This is a genomic window from Undibacterium sp. Ji50W (assembly GCF_049340445.1).
Classification (GTDB): domain Bacteria; phylum Pseudomonadota; class Gammaproteobacteria; order Burkholderiales; family Burkholderiaceae_D; genus Undibacterium.
Genome location: NZ_JBMPOX010000003.1, coordinates 116,447 through 133,350 on the forward strand (window position 1 = coordinate 116,447; position 16,904 = coordinate 133,350).

Genomic DNA, 16,904 nt, shown 5'->3' on the forward strand with positions numbered 1-16,904 from the left:
CCGCATGGCACCGGCCCACTGCCATTAAAACAGTATTGCTCCCTGCGTCATGTGATTGTCTCTAACGAAGGCGGCTTTCGCGGCTTCATGGACGGTTTGCTGGAAGCGCGCGGCTTGAAGAGTGAAGTGGCAATCTCGGTATCCCAGTACAGCCTAGTGCCAACCATCGTGACCGCCACCGACTTCGTCTGCACCATGCCCGAAGACTTCCTGTCCGCCCACGCCGACCGCCTCAACAGCTTTGACCTGCCGCTGGAAGCAGGACAGTTCGACCTGTCAGTGGCATCCACGCAGCGAAAAAGATGCTGGGCACCGGTGGTTATTGGAACAACTGCGGGCGGAGATTGGTGCTGGGGTGGAATAGGAAGACTACAGGTCGGATTTAATAACCATTAACTTAAGCACACTTGGCGCGTTTCGCAGCGATGGCTTTGCCTGCTCCTTGAATGTACCCGGCGACGATAGGTAATATTTTTTAAATAACCAAAATTCAGTCTGCAGCCGAATCGCAATCCGCTAAAGACCGATCAAAGTGAGTACCTTATCTGATAAGCTCTTCATCATGACCTATCGAACGATTATTCAATCGAAATAACTTGCCACGTCATTGATCATCATTAACATCAATTTATGATTACAGCTGAAGATGCTCAAACAATCATTCTTCGTCTTTGCCATCAAGGAAGAGAAGCGAATGAATTTGTGATTCAATCTTGCGTACTTTCACCCCGCAATGACTATTGGGTCGTTCGCGCAAATAGTGCGGACTATGTCCTTCGTGGAATGGAGGAACGTTGTTATGTCGGCGTAAGTGCACATTTGGTAGACGTTTTTACTGGAGAGGTAGAGACCGTGGGTAGTGGACAGGGCTGGCAAAGCTATTTGGTGGATAAGTACGATCTGATAAATGCTAAAGGAAATCATTACATCCTCAGCCCTGCTTTCGACAAACGAGATAAAAGTGCTTTAATCAACTTAAGGCAAAAACTCGAATGCAGATTGCAAGATGTCATCTACATGACATCGCCAGACAACAATTTTTGGTTGGCCGGAAGACTTAGTGCCTTATGCGAAATTAAAAAAACACTGGAGAAAGCCAATATCAAAGTAAATATTGAACTTCATTCCGATTTACGTGGGGCAGTTGAAATAGATAATGGTACTCGGTACTTTGACGTGGTCAAAAAACATCTACAAAATCGTATCTGCCGAATACTGAAGTAATTTCAAGTTTTAGCTCAATTACATAGGTATTAACTAAATCATATCTTTGACAAAAAAAATCCCACTTCTCATAAAAGAAGTGGGACAGGATATTTGTACGACAAAGCCTTAGTTCTTAAAACGGAATATCATCATCCATATCCGAGAAATTCGGTGCCGGGCGTGATGCTGGTGCCTGGCGTTGCTGTGGTGCTGCCTGTGGGCGTGGTGCTGGTGCGCCACCTCCGCCACCACCACCGTAGCCTTCATCCATCGGTGCGCCGCCGCCCATGCCCTGGCGGCTGCCCAGCATTTGCATGCTGTCTGCCTTGATGTCGGTCGCGTATTTTTCTACGCCATCTTTGTCGGTGTATTTACGGGTGCGCAGACTGCCTTCTACATAGACTTGAGAGCCTTTTTTCAGGTATTGGCCGGCGATTTCTGCCAGCTTGCCGAAAAAGGTGATGCGGTGCCATTCGGTCTGTTCTTTCTTTTCGCCGCTGGTCTTGTCTTTCCAACTGTCAGTGGTAGCCACGGTGATGCTGGTCATGGCGTCACCACTTGGCATATAACGTGTTTCGGGGTCGCGCCCCAGATTGCCGACGATGATGACTTTATTCACAGATGCCATGTAGTTCTCCTATTTTTCCTGATTCAATATGTAAGGCACTGACCTGGTCAACCCTGGCTGACCCGGCCTGTTAAGCTTTAAGCCTGTACCGGCGCGGCAGCCTTGCTGCGTTTCGGTATATTCGGCATGTAGACAGCGATTATAAGCCAGGCTGCGGTCAACACGGCGCTAACAACAAAAACTGATGACGGATCGAAACTTTGCTTGAGCCAGCCGCCGATTGCCCCACCACAAAACAGCCCAATCGCCTGCAAGGTGTTGTACACACCCAGCGCCGCGCCTTTGGCTGAAGGCGGTGCAATGCGTGACACCAGTGAAGGCTGGCAGGCTTCCAGGATATTAAAGGCCATAAAAAATGCAAACAGCAAGCCTACCAGCATGGCTGGAGATTGCAAGTATTGCCATAAGCCAAGCTCTACCACCAGCAATAAAGCAATCGCTGCGACGAAAACCTGTTTCATTTTGCCAAATTTTTCACCGATGAAAATGGCGGGGAGCATGGCGATGAAAGAGGCAAACATCACCGGCAGATAGACTTTCCAGTGGGCTGCTACCGGCAAGTCGGCATATTGCACCAGCGCAGAAGGCACGACGACAAACATGGCCATCTGTGTCATGTGCAGGGCAAACACGCCATAATTGAGGCGCATCAGCTCGCGGTTTTTAAGAATGACAGAAAACGGTACAGGCGCGTGGCGGATGGCGGGGGCATCTGGTGTCACAAACACCACGACGGCAATGCCGACCAGGGCCAGCACGCCGGTCATGGCAAAAATGCCGCCCATGCCTATGCGTTGATACAACAGAGGTGCAGCCACCAGCGAAAACGCAAAGGTCAGACCGATAGAGCCGCCGACCATGGCCATGGCCTTGGTACGGTGTTCTTCGCGCGTAGAATCGGCGATCAGGGCGGTAATGGCGGCAGAAATCGCCCCTGCCCCCTGGATGGCCCGCCCGATGATGACACCAACCACCGTGCTTGCCGATGCGGCAACAAAAGCGCCGATGGCAAACAACAGCAGGCCAATCACGATAATGCGCTTGCGTCCGAACTTGTCTGAGGCAATGCCAAACGGTATCTGCCCAAATGCCTGGCTCAGTCCATAGATACCCATGGCCAGACCGATCAAGCTGGCGTTATCGCCATCCGGCAAAGTCTTGGCGTGAATGGCAAAAACCGGCAAGATCAGGAACAGGCCCAGCATGCGCAGGGCAAAGATGGATGCCAGCGAAGTACTGGCATTGATTTCTTGCCGGCTCATGCCGACAGGGTCCATTTCATTCAGCGCAGAAGCATCTGAAGGTGTTGCAATAGTCATATTCAAAACCCGCCTAATCAATTTAGCTTATTTAGCTTACATAAAGCAAAGACGAGCCCACGGTAATTTTCAAAACCCGTTATAGTATCAGGTTGCACGCCTACTTCTTCCAATCCGGCCCAAATTCAGCTCCAATACCATGACCACACGTACAAAAGCAGCAAAAGCGGCTAAACCCGCAGAAATCGATTTTGATACCACTGATATTCAGCTGGCGCAAAAGCGGGACTTGATACGCGTACGCGGCGCCCGCACGCACAACCTGAAAAATATCAGCCTTGACCTGCCGCGCAACAAGCTGGTGGTGATCACCGGTCTGTCTGGCTCAGGTAAATCCTCTCTGGCTTTTGATACGCTGTATGCCGAAGGCCAGCGTCGTTATGTGGAATCACTGTCAGCCTATGCACGCCAGTTTTTGCAACTGATGGAAAAACCAGATGTGGACTTGATCGAAGGTCTGTCACCGGCAATTTCCATCGAACAAAAAGCCACGTCGCATAATCCGCGGTCCACGGTCGGTACCGTCACCGAGATCCATGATTACCTGCGTCTGTTGTATGCCCGCGTCGGCACGCCGTATTGCCCGGACCATCCAGAGAACCCGCTGGCGGCGCAATCTGTATCGCAAATGGTGGATGCCGTGCTGGCCATGCCGGAAGATACCAAGCTGATGATCCTTGCACCGGTAGTAGCCAACCGCAAGGGTGAACACATGGATTTGTTTGAGCAGATGCAGGCCCAGGGTTTTGTGCGCTTTCGCGTGCAGAGCGGCACGCATGACGCCAAAATATATGAAGTCGATAACCTGCCCAAACTGAAGAAGACCGAGAAGCATACGATTGATGTCGTGGTAGACCGTGTCAAGGTCAAGGCGGATATCAAGCAGCGTCTGGCAGAGTCTTTCGAGACTTGCCTGCGCCTGGCAAATGGCCGCGCCCTGATTGTGGATATGGATAGCAATCACGAGCAATTATTCTCGAACAAATTTGCCTGCCCTATCTGCGGTTATTCATTGCAAGAGCTGGAACCACGCCTGTTCTCTTTCAATAATCCCATGGGTGCCTGCCCGGAATGTGATGGCCTGGGGCATATAGAATTTTTTGATCCCAAACGTATAGTCGCCTTCCCTAACCTGTCGCTGGCCAGTGGTGCCGTCAAGGGTTGGGACAGGCGCAATCAGTTTTATTTCCAGATGCTGTCCAACCTGGCAGCCTTCTATGAATTTGATATCGACACCGCTTTCGAGCAATTGCCAGAATCCGCGCAGCAAATCATTTTGTATGGTTCGGGCAAGCAGCAGATACCGTTTACCTATATCAATGAAAAAGGTCGCACCGTCATCAAGGAACATAGCTTTGAAGGCGTGGTCACCAACCTGCAGCGCCGTTATCGCGAAACCGATTCGATGGCCGTCAAGGAAGAGCTGGCCAAGTTCATCAATGAAAAGCAATGCCCGTCCTGTGACGGTGCACGCCTGCGCATAGAAGCACGTTACGTCAAGGTCGGCACCGGCAAGCAAGAGAAAGCAATTTACGATATCAGCGCCATGCCGCTGCGTGAAACCCTGCATTTCTTTGAACACCTGAAACTGACCGGTGCCAAACGCGACATCGCCGACCGCATCATCAAGGAAATCACGGCCCGCCTGACTTTCCTCAACAATGTCGGCCTGGATTACCTGTCGCTGGAACGCAGTGCCGATACCCTGTCCGGCGGCGAAGCCCAGCGCATACGTCTGGCATCGCAGATTGGCTCTGGCCTGACTGGCGTCATGTATGTGCTGGATGAACCGTCGATTGGTCTGCATCAGCGTGACAATGACAGGTTGATCGATACACTCAAGCATTTGCGCGATATCGGTAACAGCGTGCTGGTGGTGGAACATGATGAAGATGCCATACGTTGCGCCGACTTTGTGGTGGACATGGGCCTGGGTGCGGGTGTACATGGCGGCGAAATTATCGCTCAGGGTACGCTGGAAGACATCATGAGCAACAAGCGTTCGCTGACAGCGCAATACCTGAGTGGCGCCCTGGAAATTGCTGTGCCTAAAAAGCGTACCAAGGCTGACCCTGCCAAGCAATTGTTGATTGCCGGTGCGCGTGGCAACAACCTGAAAAAAGTCTCGATGAAACTGCCGGTTGGCTTGCTGACTTGCGTGACAGGTGTGTCTGGTTCCGGCAAATCAACGCTGGTGAACGACACGCTGTACCATGTCGCTGCGCGCCACTTGTATGGTTCACAAACCGAACCGGCTGTGTTTGACCATGTCAGCGGTCTGGAGCATTTTGATAAAGTCATTTCTGTCGACCAGGCACCTATTGGTCGTACCCCACGTTCCAACCCTGCCACTTACACCGGCTTGTTCACACCGATACGCGATCTGTTTGCCACGGTACCAACAGCAAAAGAACGTGGTTATAGTGCAGGCCGTTTCTCATTCAATGTGAAGGGCGGTCGTTGTGAAGCCTGTCAGGGCGATGGCGTGATCAAGGTCGAGATGCACTTTTTGCCGGACGTGTATGTGCCTTGCGATGTCTGCCACGGCAAACGCTATAACCGCGAAACCCTGGAAGTGCATTACAAGGGAAAGAACATCAATGAAGTGCTGGGCATGACGGTGGAAGATGCGTTTGAATTCTTCAAGGTGGTCCCCATCATCGCCCGCAAATTGCAAACCCTGCTGGATGTGGGTCTGGGTTATATACGCCTGGGGCAAAGTGCGACCACGCTGTCGGGCGGTGAAGCACAACGTGTGAAGCTGTCGCTGGAATTGTCGAAGCGTGACACTGGCCGCACCCTGTACATTCTGGATGAACCAACCACAGGTCTGCATTTCCACGATATTGCCCTGCTGCTGAAGGTGATACACAAGCTGCGTGACCAGGGTAATACACTGGTCATCATTGAACATAATCTGGACGTCATCAAAACGGCTGACTGGCTGATAGATCTGGGCCCTGAAGGCGGTGCTGGCGGTGGGAAGATTATTGCTACCGGTACGCCGGAAGAAGTGGCGGCCAATCCGGACAGCGTCACTGGTAAATACCTGTTGCCTTTGTTGAAAAAATCAAAATAGTCATACTCTGGCGTAGTCAAAAAGCCGTATTTCCTTAGCGGGAAATACGGCTTTTTAATGGGTGAAGCAGTTCACAAAGAGCTGCCCCAAATCCACATTTGCGGATACGCAACAGTGCTTGGTTATAATAGAATTTAATCCGTCGCGGCATGCCGCAGCAAAACACGATAAAAGAATCTGCCGCAACCATGAGCATACGCCTGATAGTTGGCCTGGGAAACCCCGGCCCCGAATATGAACAAACCCGCCATAATGCGGGTTTTTGGCTGGTCGACCAGTTGCCGGTCAACCTGCAGAGGGACAAGAATTTTAATGCGCTGGTTGGCAAGACCCGCATCGCCGGTCATGAAGTCTGGTTGCTGGAACCGCAGACTTTCATGAACCGTTCTGGCCAATCGGTAGGTGCTCTGTGTCGCTTTTACAAAATCACACCAGACCAAATACTGGTGGTGCATGATGAACTGGATATGCTGCCGGGTGTTGCAAAACTTAAACAGGGTGGTTCTTCCGGCGGGCATAATGGTCTCAAGGATATCACTGCCGTACTTGGTACCCAGGATTACTGGCGCTTGCGCATAGGCATAGGCCACCCGCGCAGCCTGAACCTGCAACAGGGTGTGGCAGACTTTGTACTGCATCGTCCGCGTAAGGAAGAACTAAGCCTGATCGATGAAGCGATCGCCAGGAGCCTGGATGTATTACCCTTGCTGATAGACGGAAAATTCCCGGAAGCGATGATGCAACTACACACCACAAAATGAACTCGGCCATCCAAATTCATGCAGGTCGCAAGGCCTTTGACCATCTGCGCGAGCATGGCTTGCGGGCGCAGGATGTGGCCATCATTCCCGCTGCAGCAGGTGGCCCCAAGGGCTTGATACTGCAAGCGCTGGATCAATGGATTTTTGGTGAATGGTTGCCAACCGCTCCGCGTGAACGCACGCTGATAGGTGCATCCATTGGTGCCTGGCGCATGGCAGCAGCCAGCCAGGCAGACCCGGTAGCCGCCTTTGCCCGCCTGGGTGATTTGTATTGTGAACAGCGTTATCCAGAAAAACCGACGGCCCAATACGTCACACGAGAAATACAACAACTGCTGCATGCCTTTATCGGTGGTCATGAATCGCACATCGTGCATCAACCCCTGCACAGATTACATTTGCTGGCCGGACGTGGTCGCGGCTTGCTGAATGCGCCCAAATCCCGGCACAAGGCCAAGGCCGGTTTTGTGGCAGCCAGTTTTGCCAATCTGGCTTCACGTTCGCGTCTTGCAAAGCATTTGGACAGAGTGGTGGTGGGTGACATGCGCGACCCGCTGTTCTGGCTGAAGGCGCGCTTTGACAGTTTTGACACGCATTTCTGCCAGCTGACAGAAGACAATCTGGCCCCTGCCCTGCTGGCTTCGGGCACACTACCGCTGATCATGGAGCCGGTAGAGCATATTCCACACGCACCAGCTGGCAATTATTGGGATGGCGGCATTATCGATTACCACCTGGCGCTGCCGTATTCGCGCGTTGCCGGTGACAAGGATGGCGGCCTGGTGCTGTACCCGCATTTCACTGACCATATCGTACCCGGCTGGCTGGACAAGCCCCTGCCCTGGCGCCGCGCCGGTCTGGGCAGAAACCGCGAATGGCTGGACAATGTGCTGATGATCGCACCGTCACCGGCATTCTTGAGAACCCTGTCACGCAGCAAACTGCCAGACCGCAAAGACTTTTTTTACTATGGCACCGACCACGATTTCCGCATACTGAACTGGAAACTCGCGATTTCGGAAAGCAGCCGCATACGCGACGACTTTGCTGCATTTGTAGCCAAGCCAGATATGGGCCAGGTCATACCGCTGAATTTTTGATGTGCGCTGATTTTTTGATGTGCAATGCGGCGTGCGTGTAACATCTACGTTGACATCATGACGGATGATGGCAAGACCAGGGCCATGTTCTGCCGTTGCTCTGCCACGTAGGCAATCAGCTCAGGAAAAAACTCCAGAAAACCGGCTGACAAGGCTGCATGATGGGTTTCCAGGTCAGCGATACCTTCACGCAAGAGATGACCATTCTTTGACAGTCTTTGCGACACCCGGCGCAAGGCGATATCGACGCCGGCAAAGTCCTGGTAAGAACCCAGCCAGTCCTGGCTGACCATATACGGCAATGCGCGTTGCAGCCTATCTGGCAAGATGTTTTCATGCGCCTGCAAGGCAGCGTAGAAGCGGGCGATCAGATCTTGCATGGGTGCGTCGGAGTAGCGCGACCAGTGCTGGCTCAGCACATGGTCATAAAACACATCCAGCAAGATCCCTGCATAGCGCCGGTGCTGGGGTTGGAACAGCCGCCTGGCATCCAGCACCAGCGGATGGCTGTCGGTATAGCTGTCTATCTTGCGATGCAGGATGATATCGGCCTGTATGGGCAGTGCATAGCGTGCTGTGTCACTGGCTTTGACGAAATCCCCCAGCAGGGCACCAAGCATGGCTTGGTCGCTTTGTTGTGCCAGGAAGATGTGGGCGAGATAGTTCATAGGGTCAAGCGGAGTTTACCCCGCTTTGGACTAAGCTGCCGAACAGCGGCGGCAGCGTAAGCTTACGGCCCTTCGGTATCGGCCTGGGTTGCATCGTCGTCATCATCAGCCCTGCCCGGCATAGGAATATGCCTGCCGCGCTGCTGCAGCGCTTGCCTTAGCAGATATTCAACCTGCGCATTGGCGCTGCGCAGTTCCTGGGCCGCCATGCGTTCGATCTCGTTCCACAACACGGGATCGATACGCAGGGGGAAGGATTTTTTCCCGGGGCTGGCCATTATCTGCCGTTCAGACGCGGGGTCAGGTAACTGAGCAAACGTTGCGGGTCTTGTGTACCCAGGCGTATGCTTTTGCCATTACGCATGCCAAGCCGTATCGCCTGTTTGCCGTGGGCGTTATACAGCATGCCCTCCCTGGTCCTGCGTATGCCCCAGCCATCCAGAAAGCTGGTATTGGTAGGCCCCGCCACCTCGATGTCAGCCAGTGCGACCTTCCACACCGGCCAGCCGAGCCAGCCAAAACACCAGGACAAATGGGTAGCATCCACCCGTATGGTCAGGCTACCCAGTGCCAGCAATACCAGCAAATTAATCAGCAGTACAATGAATGGCAACAATGATCCCCGGGGGGTTATCGCATGCGTCTCCATCCACAAGTTAAACAAACTCATCAATGGCATGAATATCCATAAAAACTTGAATAACTGTCTTTCCACATAAATAGGGTGTTGCATATGCTTGGTCCATTAGCTTTTAATTGTATAAAGTGCCGGTATTGATGACAGGCTGGGTCTCCTTGTCGGAACACAGCACCACCAGCAAATTGCTGACCATGGCCGCTTTTCTTTCATCATCCAGTTCACATATCTTGCGTTCTGACAGGCCTTGCAGTGCAGCTTCCACCATGCTGACTGCGCCGTGCACAATTTTCTTACGGGCGCTGATGATGGCTTCTGCCTGCTGGCGACGCAACATTACCTGGGCAATTTCTGCTGCATAGGCCAGATGGGTCAGCTTGGCGTCTTCCACATCAATACCGGCAGCAGTGAAGCGCTTATGCAATTCGTCACGCATGGCAGTGGCAACCACATCCATGCCCGCCCGCAGGGTAGTCTCGCCCTCGGCAAGATCTTCGCCATCGTCATAGGCGTACTGCGTGGCCAGATGACGTATTGCTGCTTCCGCCTGTATGTAGACAAAGCGTTCAAAATCATCGACATTGTAAATGGCCAGCGCCGTATCCTGCACGCGCCAGATGATGGCAGCGCCGATTTCAACCGGATTACCGCGTTTGTCATTCACCTTCAAAGCGGCCGTGTTCAGCGTGCGGGCGCGCAGGCTGAGCTTGCGTTTGGAATAAAAAGGATTCACCCAGCGCAGGCCTTCGCTGCGATCTGTTCCCTTGTATTGTCCAAACAGTGACAATAAAGCAGCTTCATTCGGTTGCAGCATGTACAAACCGGTCAATATGAAAATGCCTACCACCACAATAGCCAGACGTAGCAATACCCCCGGCACACTGGGGTCGCCACCCACACCAAACAGGCCGATTAAGCTATAGACACCGCCTGCCACATCTAGCAGACCAACAACAATCATGAAATAACCGTCTAGCGATGGGCGCGAGCGCTCTTGTATTAATTTTTTAGCAGTCGCTGACACTGAGGTAGTACTCATACTTTCTCCTGATAGATGGCACTTTGAAATCAAAGTGATATCACTTTAGGGCGAGATCATGAGAATGTCAAGGAAAAGTGGAAATTGCCAGGAAATGACAAAAAGGCTACCCGGCATACGGGTCGCCTTTTAAAGACCTTAGCGTGCTGGCCTGGATTCAGCTTAGGGGAAACAGGTTTTTCACGCGGTTGCTACCAAAATGTTTGCTGGCAGCCAGTGCTGAAAGACCAGCTTGCTGTGCGCAAGCTTCTGGCCCGGCGTCCACTTCAGGTAATGGTTTCGCAACAGGTTTGCTGCGCGTACCGGCAAAATACATCAATACACCCAACATGCTGGCCGATATCAATACCCAGAACATGACGTCGCTATGAAAATGTACCAAAAGGTATCCACAGACCACCGGATTGAGTGCAGCACCGAACATGGCCAGGCTTTGCGCCCCGTAGTAGCTTCCGCGTTTGTCAGCTGGGGCTATCATGTCGATGAACATGTATTCACACGGGATAACGATGACTTCACCTACGGTGAATATCAGCGTTGCCAGCACCCAGCCCACAACGCTGCTGGCATGCATGAAACCCAGCAAACCGACGGCATATAACATGGCACCCAGACTTACCCAGCGAAACAGGTTTTTTTGCTGCATGAGTTTGCCCACGGGATATTGCAAGCTCACCACGGTTACCGCATTGGTAATGAGAATAAATGGCAGCAACTGTGCGGTCGCCTGTGTACCCTGACCGATTATCAGGTATTGCGACAGATAACCTGAGACAAAACGGCCAAACACGAACGATGTCAGTACGCTGCCCATGGTGAACAGTATCAGGCGGCGGTCGCTTCGCAACACCTGCATGGTTGCCTTGAACCCGGCGGGATTGGGTTTGGCTTCTGATGCTGTCGTTGCTATGGTGGCTGCCATGGCTTGCCTGCCCAGTACCTGTGATGCCAGCAAAGAAAAACTCGCAGCAAGCCATAAAGGGCCAGATATCTTGATGGCAAACAGCCATGCACCCAGCAAAGGGCCAAGGGCAAAAGCCACGTTGATCAGCATATAGTTGAGCGAGAATGCTTTCGGCCTTTGCTCTGGCGGCAATAAATCGGCCAACATCGCCTTCAGTGAAATACTACGCAGTGTCAACGCCGACTCTATGCATATCAGGACCAGCAAGGCAGCAAATGCATTCGGTGCAATCGTCAAGGAAGCCGTACACACTGCAACCACAATGCCAGCCAGTTTCATCAGAAAATTCTTGCTGAGCCGGTCCGCCAGATAACCTGCATACAGGCTGAATAGCGTTGAACAGAAAATGCTGCCGCCGAGGACCCAGCCTATCATTTGCGGGTTGATACCCAAATGCTCATTCAAATACAGTGCCATGAAAGGCAAAGCGACTGCGCGCCCCATGACAAAGACAAATGAACTGAATAAAAGCCGTATCACGGCAACGGGAAAGCGGGACATCATCTTCCTTTTTTGAGCGTTCAAAACCGGGGAATTACTGATATCCATGAGTATGGTAAAAAAAGATGAAACAAAAAATGGATATAATTTAAAAAAATTTTTCCTCTTTTATTGCGCCGACATCCAGATAGACTCTCCGCCATGAAATTACTCGATCAATACCGCAAATTGCATGCTTTCCTGCAGCACCATGACCAGCAACCAGGCCTGCCATCGCTGGCACTAGCCATGCATTGCAGTGAACGTAATATGCGCAATCTACTGGCGAAAATGCAGCAGCGTGGTTGGCTAGACTGGCAGGCGGGGCGCGGACGTGGCAACCATTCGCATCTACAGTTTTTGCAGACACCAGATAGTCTGGCGCTTGATCACCTGTCACACTTTCTGGCACGCGGTGATCTGGAACAGGCGTTTGCCAGTCTGGATGATAACCAGCGTCAGCAACTGGCAACACGCTTGCCAGACTATCTGGGTGTGCCAGACAGTGCCTGTCGCAGCCTGCGCATGCCGCTGTTTCGCAAGGTGGAAAACCTTGACCCGCTAAAAGTACACGGGCGTCTGGAAGCGCATCTGGTACGCCAGATTTTTTCACGCCTGACCACCTTCGATCATCAACAAAATACATTGGTGCCTGCCATTGCCCATCATTGGGAAAGCGAGAAAAATGCGACTGTCTGGCATTTCTGGCTACGCCCGGGACTGAGCTTTCATGATGGCAGCGAATTGGGGGTGGAAGACGTGTGCGCCAGCTTCTTGCGATTGCGTGAACAGTCAGCCATTTACCAGTCGCTATACCGGCATTTGCGCGAGATACAAACCGGCAGTAGCCAGCGTGTGAGCTTTTACCTGGATCACAGTGACCAGTTGTGGCCACATTGCATGGCGACCGCCAATTCATCCATCGTGCCACGCCAGCGCGCTGCCGATTTTGGCCGCTTTCCCATAGGCAGCGGTGCATTCCGCCTGATACGCCACAACGCTTACCAACTGACTTTGCAGGCATTCAAGGATTATTATCGCGAACGCCCTCTGCTGGATGAAATCGATTTGTGGATGCTGCCACCACCATCCGGCCCATCCGGATTTGATTTGCAGTTTGGTTATACCAATGAAGACTGCACGAAAAAGCAAACCGTAGCGGGCGCAGAATCGGGCTGCACCTATATTATCTGCAATCCCTCGCGCAGCGTTTTCAAAACAGTGGAACAAAGGCTGGCACTGGCCGACTGGCTGTCACCTGACATGCTGATTGACACGAATGAGCGCAGCAGAAAAGCAGCATCCGGCTTGCTGGCGATCTGGAAACACCGTGTCGCGAAAAAAACCAGGTGCAGCAGTTTCAAAGCCGGCTGCAAATTACGCATGGTCAGTGGCCAGACCCCTGAAATGCTGGACCTTGCGGCAACCATCAAGCAAAGACTGGAAGCAGGCGGGGTGCATGTTATCTGGACCAGCCTGCCGTTTGATCAATTGCTTGCGCGTGACTGGATGAAAGATACTGATCTGGTGATCACCCGTGAAGTCATGCACGACGATCAGGATTTTGGTTGCTATGAATGGTTTGCCGCTGACAGTGTGTTCCGTCGCTGGATGCCGGAATCCGCCCTGAAACCGATAGACATTGATCTGATGAAAATCAAGACACTAGCCGACAGCAAGCGTCGCATGCTGGCCTATGCCCGCATAGGAAAACGCCTGGTGCAGGAAGGTTGGCTGATACCCATTTCACATGAAAACCAGCAAGTCCGCATTGCCCCGCATGTGGCCGGTGTCAGGATGACGCCATTTGGCTTTGTTTCGTTCGATGAAATGTGGCTTAGACAGTAGAACTCATGCCATCAATAAAAGCACCACGACCGCAAGTTCAGGATCGTGGTGCAGTCTTAAAAAAACTGAAGAAAGTATGAAAAAAACGGTACAAGGCTCTTCAGAAAAGGTGTTAATGCTTACTGGCTGACAAATGTATTGACGCTACCCGGATCAATATAAGCAGTAGCCAAACCACTGGTAACCGTATATTGACCAGCGTATTCATTATTGAAGCTGGACGATGTTCTGTATTTCACGAAAGAGGCCGCGCTCCCTGTACTCAATTGCAGTTTGACCTGTCTTTGCGAAGTACCGTTATTGATTGCCACCACTACTATTTTCCCACTACTATTTTTGTAAGCGGTGACGAACACATCCGAGTAAGGTTTTTCCGTCGCTGAAATACGCGTATATCCAGGGCGTACATATTTTGCGTATTGCGACATGATATAGCCGCGCTTGCTGACGTTGCCGTCTTCTGTGATCAGGCCGTAGGAACGGCGGATATACCACCACACATACGCACTGTAATTGGCGACCATGCTGTTGTGTAATTCCAGCGCGGCAGGCATGGCCTTGGTCCAGTCATTGGCATCAGAATTATCAGTGTAATGCTCGGTCATCCACAGCTCTTTTCCCTTGCTACGCGCGAGTGGATAATCGCTGGGGCTGACGCCATAAAGATGGCCGGCAACAATGTCAAACTGCGGTGCAGCATTCGCATCATTGAGTATCGGGTCCGCCAGTGTTTTACTGAAATTCAAGGACTCTGGTGTCATGACTTTCAGCGCGCCGAAACGTGAACCTTGCGCCGCCAGGAAATTAATGAACTCTGTAGAATTCCACTGGCAGCCTTCATAGGTGGGATCCCAATCAGGTTCATTTTGAACAGAAATTCCGTATAAGGCGGCGCTACTCGATTCCATATAGGATGCAAAATTCAAGAGGTGCGTCGCATAATCCGGATAGTAAGTCGGCGATAGCCTGCCCGAAACAAGATTATTATTGGTCTTCATATAGGCTGGCGGCGACCAGGGTGTCGCAAACAGGGTCACGCCTTTGGCCTTGGCCAACTGGGCGGTGGGCACCTGTCTTTGCCAGTTGCTGTTTGAAGGATCTATCCGCATGCGCAAGATCGATAAACCGATCTGCCCTGTGCCAGTACCAAAAGCACTGTCAACCTGGGCACTGGTGAGATCGTCTATCCACCCCGCACCATTGAATCCACCAAATCCACGCATGGTTTGATAGTTGGTATTGGGATTGATATCGACGGTTTGCGCAAGCGCATTGACGCTGAGTAGTAGCAAGAACAAGTTCGCCAGAAGGCTAAAACAAGATCTTTTCATTGATAAAAACGTATTCATAAGAAGTCTCCATATTAAGTTTATATTGATATAACACTTTTAATACAGTTAGTTTCCCCATAACACCGGGTAAAACTACGGCTTCCCATTCCAGTGACGGCCGGATTATTTTTCCCAGCTCAAAATACTGAATTTATCTAAGAACGTGTTTACGATCTGTAGCGAGCGAGCGTCAGCGGGGTGAAGAGCAGCGCAAAAAGCGGAATGTACTTAAGTACATGAGCATTTTGAGCAGCGCATGAGCCCCGATCACGCTCGCGCAGTAAGATCGCAAACAGGTTCTAACGGCGGATATTATCTGAATACTTACCAGAGTACAACTTTCCAATTATTACCAACTCAGCCAGCTCCATCGAAGGTGTAAAGCAGCATATTTCTTTTCTACGGTAAGATGCTGGTCCGCATTCTTATTTGATTTGTTTGTCCCCGCATGAAAACCCGTATCCGTATTGAAGCTGCCGCTCTCTGGAATATTGCCTGGCCTGTCCTGATAGGCCAGCTTGCGACCGTGGGTATGGGTGTGGCAGATGTGGCCATGACCGGCCACCTGAGTGCGGATGCCCTGGCTTCGGTTTCGCTGGGTGCCAATGTCTGGGCCATCATACTGGTGACCGTCATGGGTATCATGATGGCAGTCAACACCGTGATTGCACATGAAGTCGGTGCAGAAAATCATGAACGTGTACCGCATATGGTGCGCCAGTCTTTGTGGCTGGGCCTGGGCGTGGGCCTGATTGCCTGCCTGCTGCTGAATATTGCCACCCTGATTTTCAATTACCTGCAACTAGATGACGCCATCAATGCCAAGGCATCGCAATTCGTGCATGTTATCAGCATCGGCATGCCGGCCCTGGCCATGTATCGCGCGCTGTATGGTTACACCACCAGCCTGAACCAGACCAAGCCAGTGATGATGATTGCACTGGGTGGCCTGTCTTTTAACATTGTAGTCAACTGGCTATTCATCTATGGTCACCTGGGTTTCCCGAAACTGGGTTCTACCGGCTGTGCACTGGCGACCGGTGTCGGGTTATGGCTGATGCTGGGTGCGATGATCTTTTGGATGCGTCGTTCTGAGGTGTATCACAGCACCTTCCCCTTCACCCATTTTGAAGCGCCCAACTGGACAGAGATACGTTCCACCCTGCGGCTGGGCCTGCCGATAGGTATCACTTATTTTGCCGAGGTATCTGCCTTTGGTGCGGTCGGCCTGCTGATTGCCCGCTTCGGTGTGGTGCCGGTTTCTGCCAACCAGATTGCACTGAATTTCTCTTCTCTGGTATTCATGGTGCCGTTGAGTCTGGGTATCGCCCTGACCACCCGTGTTGGTCAGACACTGGGTGAGGGTGACCCGACGCGGGCGCGCTTTGTGTCCTGGGTAGGTTTTGCGCTGTCCATGGCCTTTGCCGTCTTGTCGGCGCTGGGTATCATGTTGATGCGTGACCAGATTGCCGCCGCCTACACGTCGGATCTGGCGGTACAGGCACTGGCATCAGAGTTGTTATTGTATGCCGCGATTTTTCAGTTGTCGGATGCCGCACAGGTCACTGCATCTTGCGCCATACGCGGCTACAAGGTGACACGCACACCAATGCTGATACACCTCATGGCTTTTTACGGCTTTGCATTGCCGCTGGGCTGCCTGCTGGGCCTGGCACCAGAATGGATGCCAGGGCATCCACAACAGGCAATGGAAGCACGCGGCTTCTGGATAGGCCTGGTACTCGGCCTGACCATTGCCGGTATCTTGCTGACCCTGTTCCTGCAACGCCTGAGCAGCAGACGTATCCTGCAAGCTGGCTGAAGCTTGCAGGATGCTGCGTCCG

The 16,904-nt window shown here is 52.1% G+C and carries 14 protein-coding genes and 1 pseudogene; 7 read left to right on the plus strand and 8 right to left on the minus strand.

Annotated elements, in window-relative coordinates; all coding sequences use genetic code 11:
* Positions 1–3 precede the first annotated feature (3 nt).
* Positions 4–396 (plus strand): annotated as a pseudogene (locus tag ACO0K9_RS07475) (hypothetical protein); the annotation flags it as partial.
* A 234-nt stretch (positions 397–630) separates the two neighbouring features.
* Positions 631–1,224, plus strand: coding sequence for a hypothetical protein (locus ACO0K9_RS07480; protein WP_422983377.1), 594 nt, complete (start codon positions 631–633; stop codon positions 1,222–1,224).
* 115 nt (positions 1,225–1,339) lie between these two features.
* Here ACO0K9_RS07480 and ssb read toward each other — a convergent pair whose 3' ends face one another.
* Positions 1,340–1,834, minus strand: a complete 495-nt coding sequence (gene ssb, locus ACO0K9_RS07485) for a single-stranded DNA-binding protein (RefSeq protein WP_422983379.1) — start codon at positions 1,832–1,834, stop codon at positions 1,340–1,342.
* 77 nt (positions 1,835–1,911) lie between these two features.
* Entirely contained in the window at positions 1,912–3,096 is a 1,185-nt protein-coding gene (locus tag ACO0K9_RS07490) for an MFS transporter (RefSeq protein ID WP_422983805.1), read from the minus strand.
* A gap of 196 nt (positions 3,097–3,292) precedes the next feature.
* Here ACO0K9_RS07490 and uvrA point away from each other — a divergent pair, with 196 nt between their 5' ends.
* The 3 genes from uvrA to ACO0K9_RS07505 all read left to right on the plus strand — a co-directional run bounded on the left by uvrA (position 3,293) and on the right by ACO0K9_RS07505 (position 8,093).
* Entirely contained in the window at positions 3,293–6,232 is a 2,940-nt protein-coding gene (gene uvrA, locus ACO0K9_RS07495) for an excinuclease ABC subunit UvrA (RefSeq protein WP_422983381.1), read from the plus strand.
* 188 nt (positions 6,233–6,420) lie between these two features.
* Complete coding sequence (gene pth, locus ACO0K9_RS07500; RefSeq protein WP_422983383.1) at positions 6,421–6,993, plus strand: aminoacyl-tRNA hydrolase; 573 nt, start codon at positions 6,421–6,423, stop codon at positions 6,991–6,993.
* The gene (locus ACO0K9_RS07505; protein WP_422983385.1) at positions 6,990–8,093 is read left to right on the plus strand and encodes a patatin-like phospholipase family protein; all 1,104 of its coding nucleotides are present in this window, start codon (positions 6,990–6,992) and stop codon (positions 8,091–8,093) included. The genes pth and ACO0K9_RS07505 overlap by 4 nt, the downstream gene beginning before the upstream one ends.
* A 44-nt stretch (positions 8,094–8,137) precedes the next feature.
* On the opposite strand, the gene ACO0K9_RS07510 is transcribed toward ACO0K9_RS07505, so the two are convergent.
* The 5 genes from ACO0K9_RS07510 to ACO0K9_RS07530 all read right to left on the minus strand — a co-directional run bounded on the left by ACO0K9_RS07510 (position 8,138) and on the right by ACO0K9_RS07530 (position 11,902).
* On the minus strand, positions 8,138–8,761 hold the full coding sequence (locus tag ACO0K9_RS07510; RefSeq protein ID WP_422983387.1) for an ACP phosphodiesterase: 624 nt from the start codon (positions 8,759–8,761) through the stop codon (positions 8,138–8,140).
* A gap of 62 nt (positions 8,762–8,823) precedes the next feature.
* Positions 8,824–9,039, minus strand: a complete 216-nt coding sequence (locus ACO0K9_RS07515) for a hypothetical protein (protein WP_422983389.1) — start codon at positions 9,037–9,039, stop codon at positions 8,824–8,826.
* On the minus strand, positions 9,039–9,494 hold the full coding sequence (locus tag ACO0K9_RS07520) for a hypothetical protein (protein ID WP_422983391.1): 456 nt from the start codon (positions 9,492–9,494) through the stop codon (positions 9,039–9,041). The genes ACO0K9_RS07515 and ACO0K9_RS07520 overlap by 1 nt, the downstream gene beginning before the upstream one ends.
* Before the next feature lie 19 nt (positions 9,495–9,513).
* Positions 9,514–10,437, minus strand: coding sequence for an SPFH domain-containing protein (locus tag ACO0K9_RS07525; RefSeq protein WP_422983393.1), 924 nt, complete (start codon positions 10,435–10,437; stop codon positions 9,514–9,516).
* Between the two features lie 157 nt (positions 10,438–10,594).
* Complete coding sequence (locus ACO0K9_RS07530; protein ID WP_422983395.1) at positions 10,595–11,902, minus strand: MFS transporter; 1,308 nt, start codon at positions 11,900–11,902, stop codon at positions 10,595–10,597.
* Positions 11,903–12,043: 141 nt separating this feature from the next.
* Here ACO0K9_RS07530 and ACO0K9_RS07535 point away from each other — a divergent pair, with 141 nt between their 5' ends.
* Positions 12,044–13,729 (plus strand): SgrR family transcriptional regulator, encoded by a 1,686-nt coding sequence (locus tag ACO0K9_RS07535; protein WP_422983397.1) that lies wholly within the window; start codon positions 12,044–12,046, stop codon positions 13,727–13,729.
* A gap of 119 nt (positions 13,730–13,848) precedes the next feature.
* Here ACO0K9_RS07535 and ACO0K9_RS07540 read toward each other — a convergent pair whose 3' ends face one another.
* Positions 13,849–15,021, minus strand: coding sequence for a glycoside hydrolase family 30 protein (locus ACO0K9_RS07540; protein ID WP_422983399.1), 1,173 nt, complete (start codon positions 15,019–15,021; stop codon positions 13,849–13,851).
* Positions 15,022–15,508: 487 nt separating this feature from the next.
* Between ACO0K9_RS07540 and ACO0K9_RS07545 the strand changes: the two genes are divergently transcribed.
* On the plus strand, positions 15,509–16,882 hold the full coding sequence (locus ACO0K9_RS07545) for an MATE family efflux transporter (RefSeq protein ID WP_422983401.1): 1,374 nt from the start codon (positions 15,509–15,511) through the stop codon (positions 16,880–16,882).
* Positions 16,883–16,904 lie beyond the last annotated feature (22 nt).

Coding starts and splice junctions, on each gene's coding strand:
- ssb (WP_422983379.1), bottom strand. CDS start 1,834: ATGGCATCTGTGAATAAAGTCATCATCGTCGGCAATCTGGGGCGCGAC.
- ACO0K9_RS07480 (WP_422983377.1), top strand. CDS start 631: ATGATTACAGCTGAAGATGCTCAAACAATCATTCTTCGTCTTTGCCAT.
- ACO0K9_RS07505 (WP_422983385.1), top strand. CDS start 6,990: ATGAACTCGGCCATCCAAATTCATGCAGGTCGCAAGGCCTTTGACCAT.
- ACO0K9_RS07535 (WP_422983397.1), top strand. CDS start 12,044: ATGAAATTACTCGATCAATACCGCAAATTGCATGCTTTCCTGCAGCAC.
- ACO0K9_RS07515 (WP_422983389.1), bottom strand. CDS start 9,039: ATGGCCAGCCCCGGGAAAAAATCCTTCCCCCTGCGTATCGATCCCGTG.
- pth (WP_422983383.1), top strand. CDS start 6,421: ATGAGCATACGCCTGATAGTTGGCCTGGGAAACCCCGGCCCCGAATAT.
- ACO0K9_RS07520 (WP_422983391.1), bottom strand. CDS start 9,494: ATGCAACACCCTATTTATGTGGAAAGACAGTTATTCAAGTTTTTATGG.
- ACO0K9_RS07545 (WP_422983401.1), top strand. CDS start 15,509: ATGAAAACCCGTATCCGTATTGAAGCTGCCGCTCTCTGGAATATTGCC.
- ACO0K9_RS07510 (WP_422983387.1), bottom strand. CDS start 8,761: ATGAACTATCTCGCCCACATCTTCCTGGCACAACAAAGCGACCAAGCC.
- uvrA (WP_422983381.1), top strand. CDS start 3,293: ATGACCACACGTACAAAAGCAGCAAAAGCGGCTAAACCCGCAGAAATC.
- ACO0K9_RS07490 (WP_422983805.1), bottom strand. CDS start 3,096: ATGAGCCGGCAAGAAATCAATGCCAGTACTTCGCTGGCATCCATCTTT.
- ACO0K9_RS07525 (WP_422983393.1), bottom strand. CDS start 10,437: ATGAGTACTACCTCAGTGTCAGCGACTGCTAAAAAATTAATACAAGAG.
- ACO0K9_RS07530 (WP_422983395.1), bottom strand. CDS start 11,902: ATGTCCCGCTTTCCCGTTGCCGTGATACGGCTTTTATTCAGTTCATTT.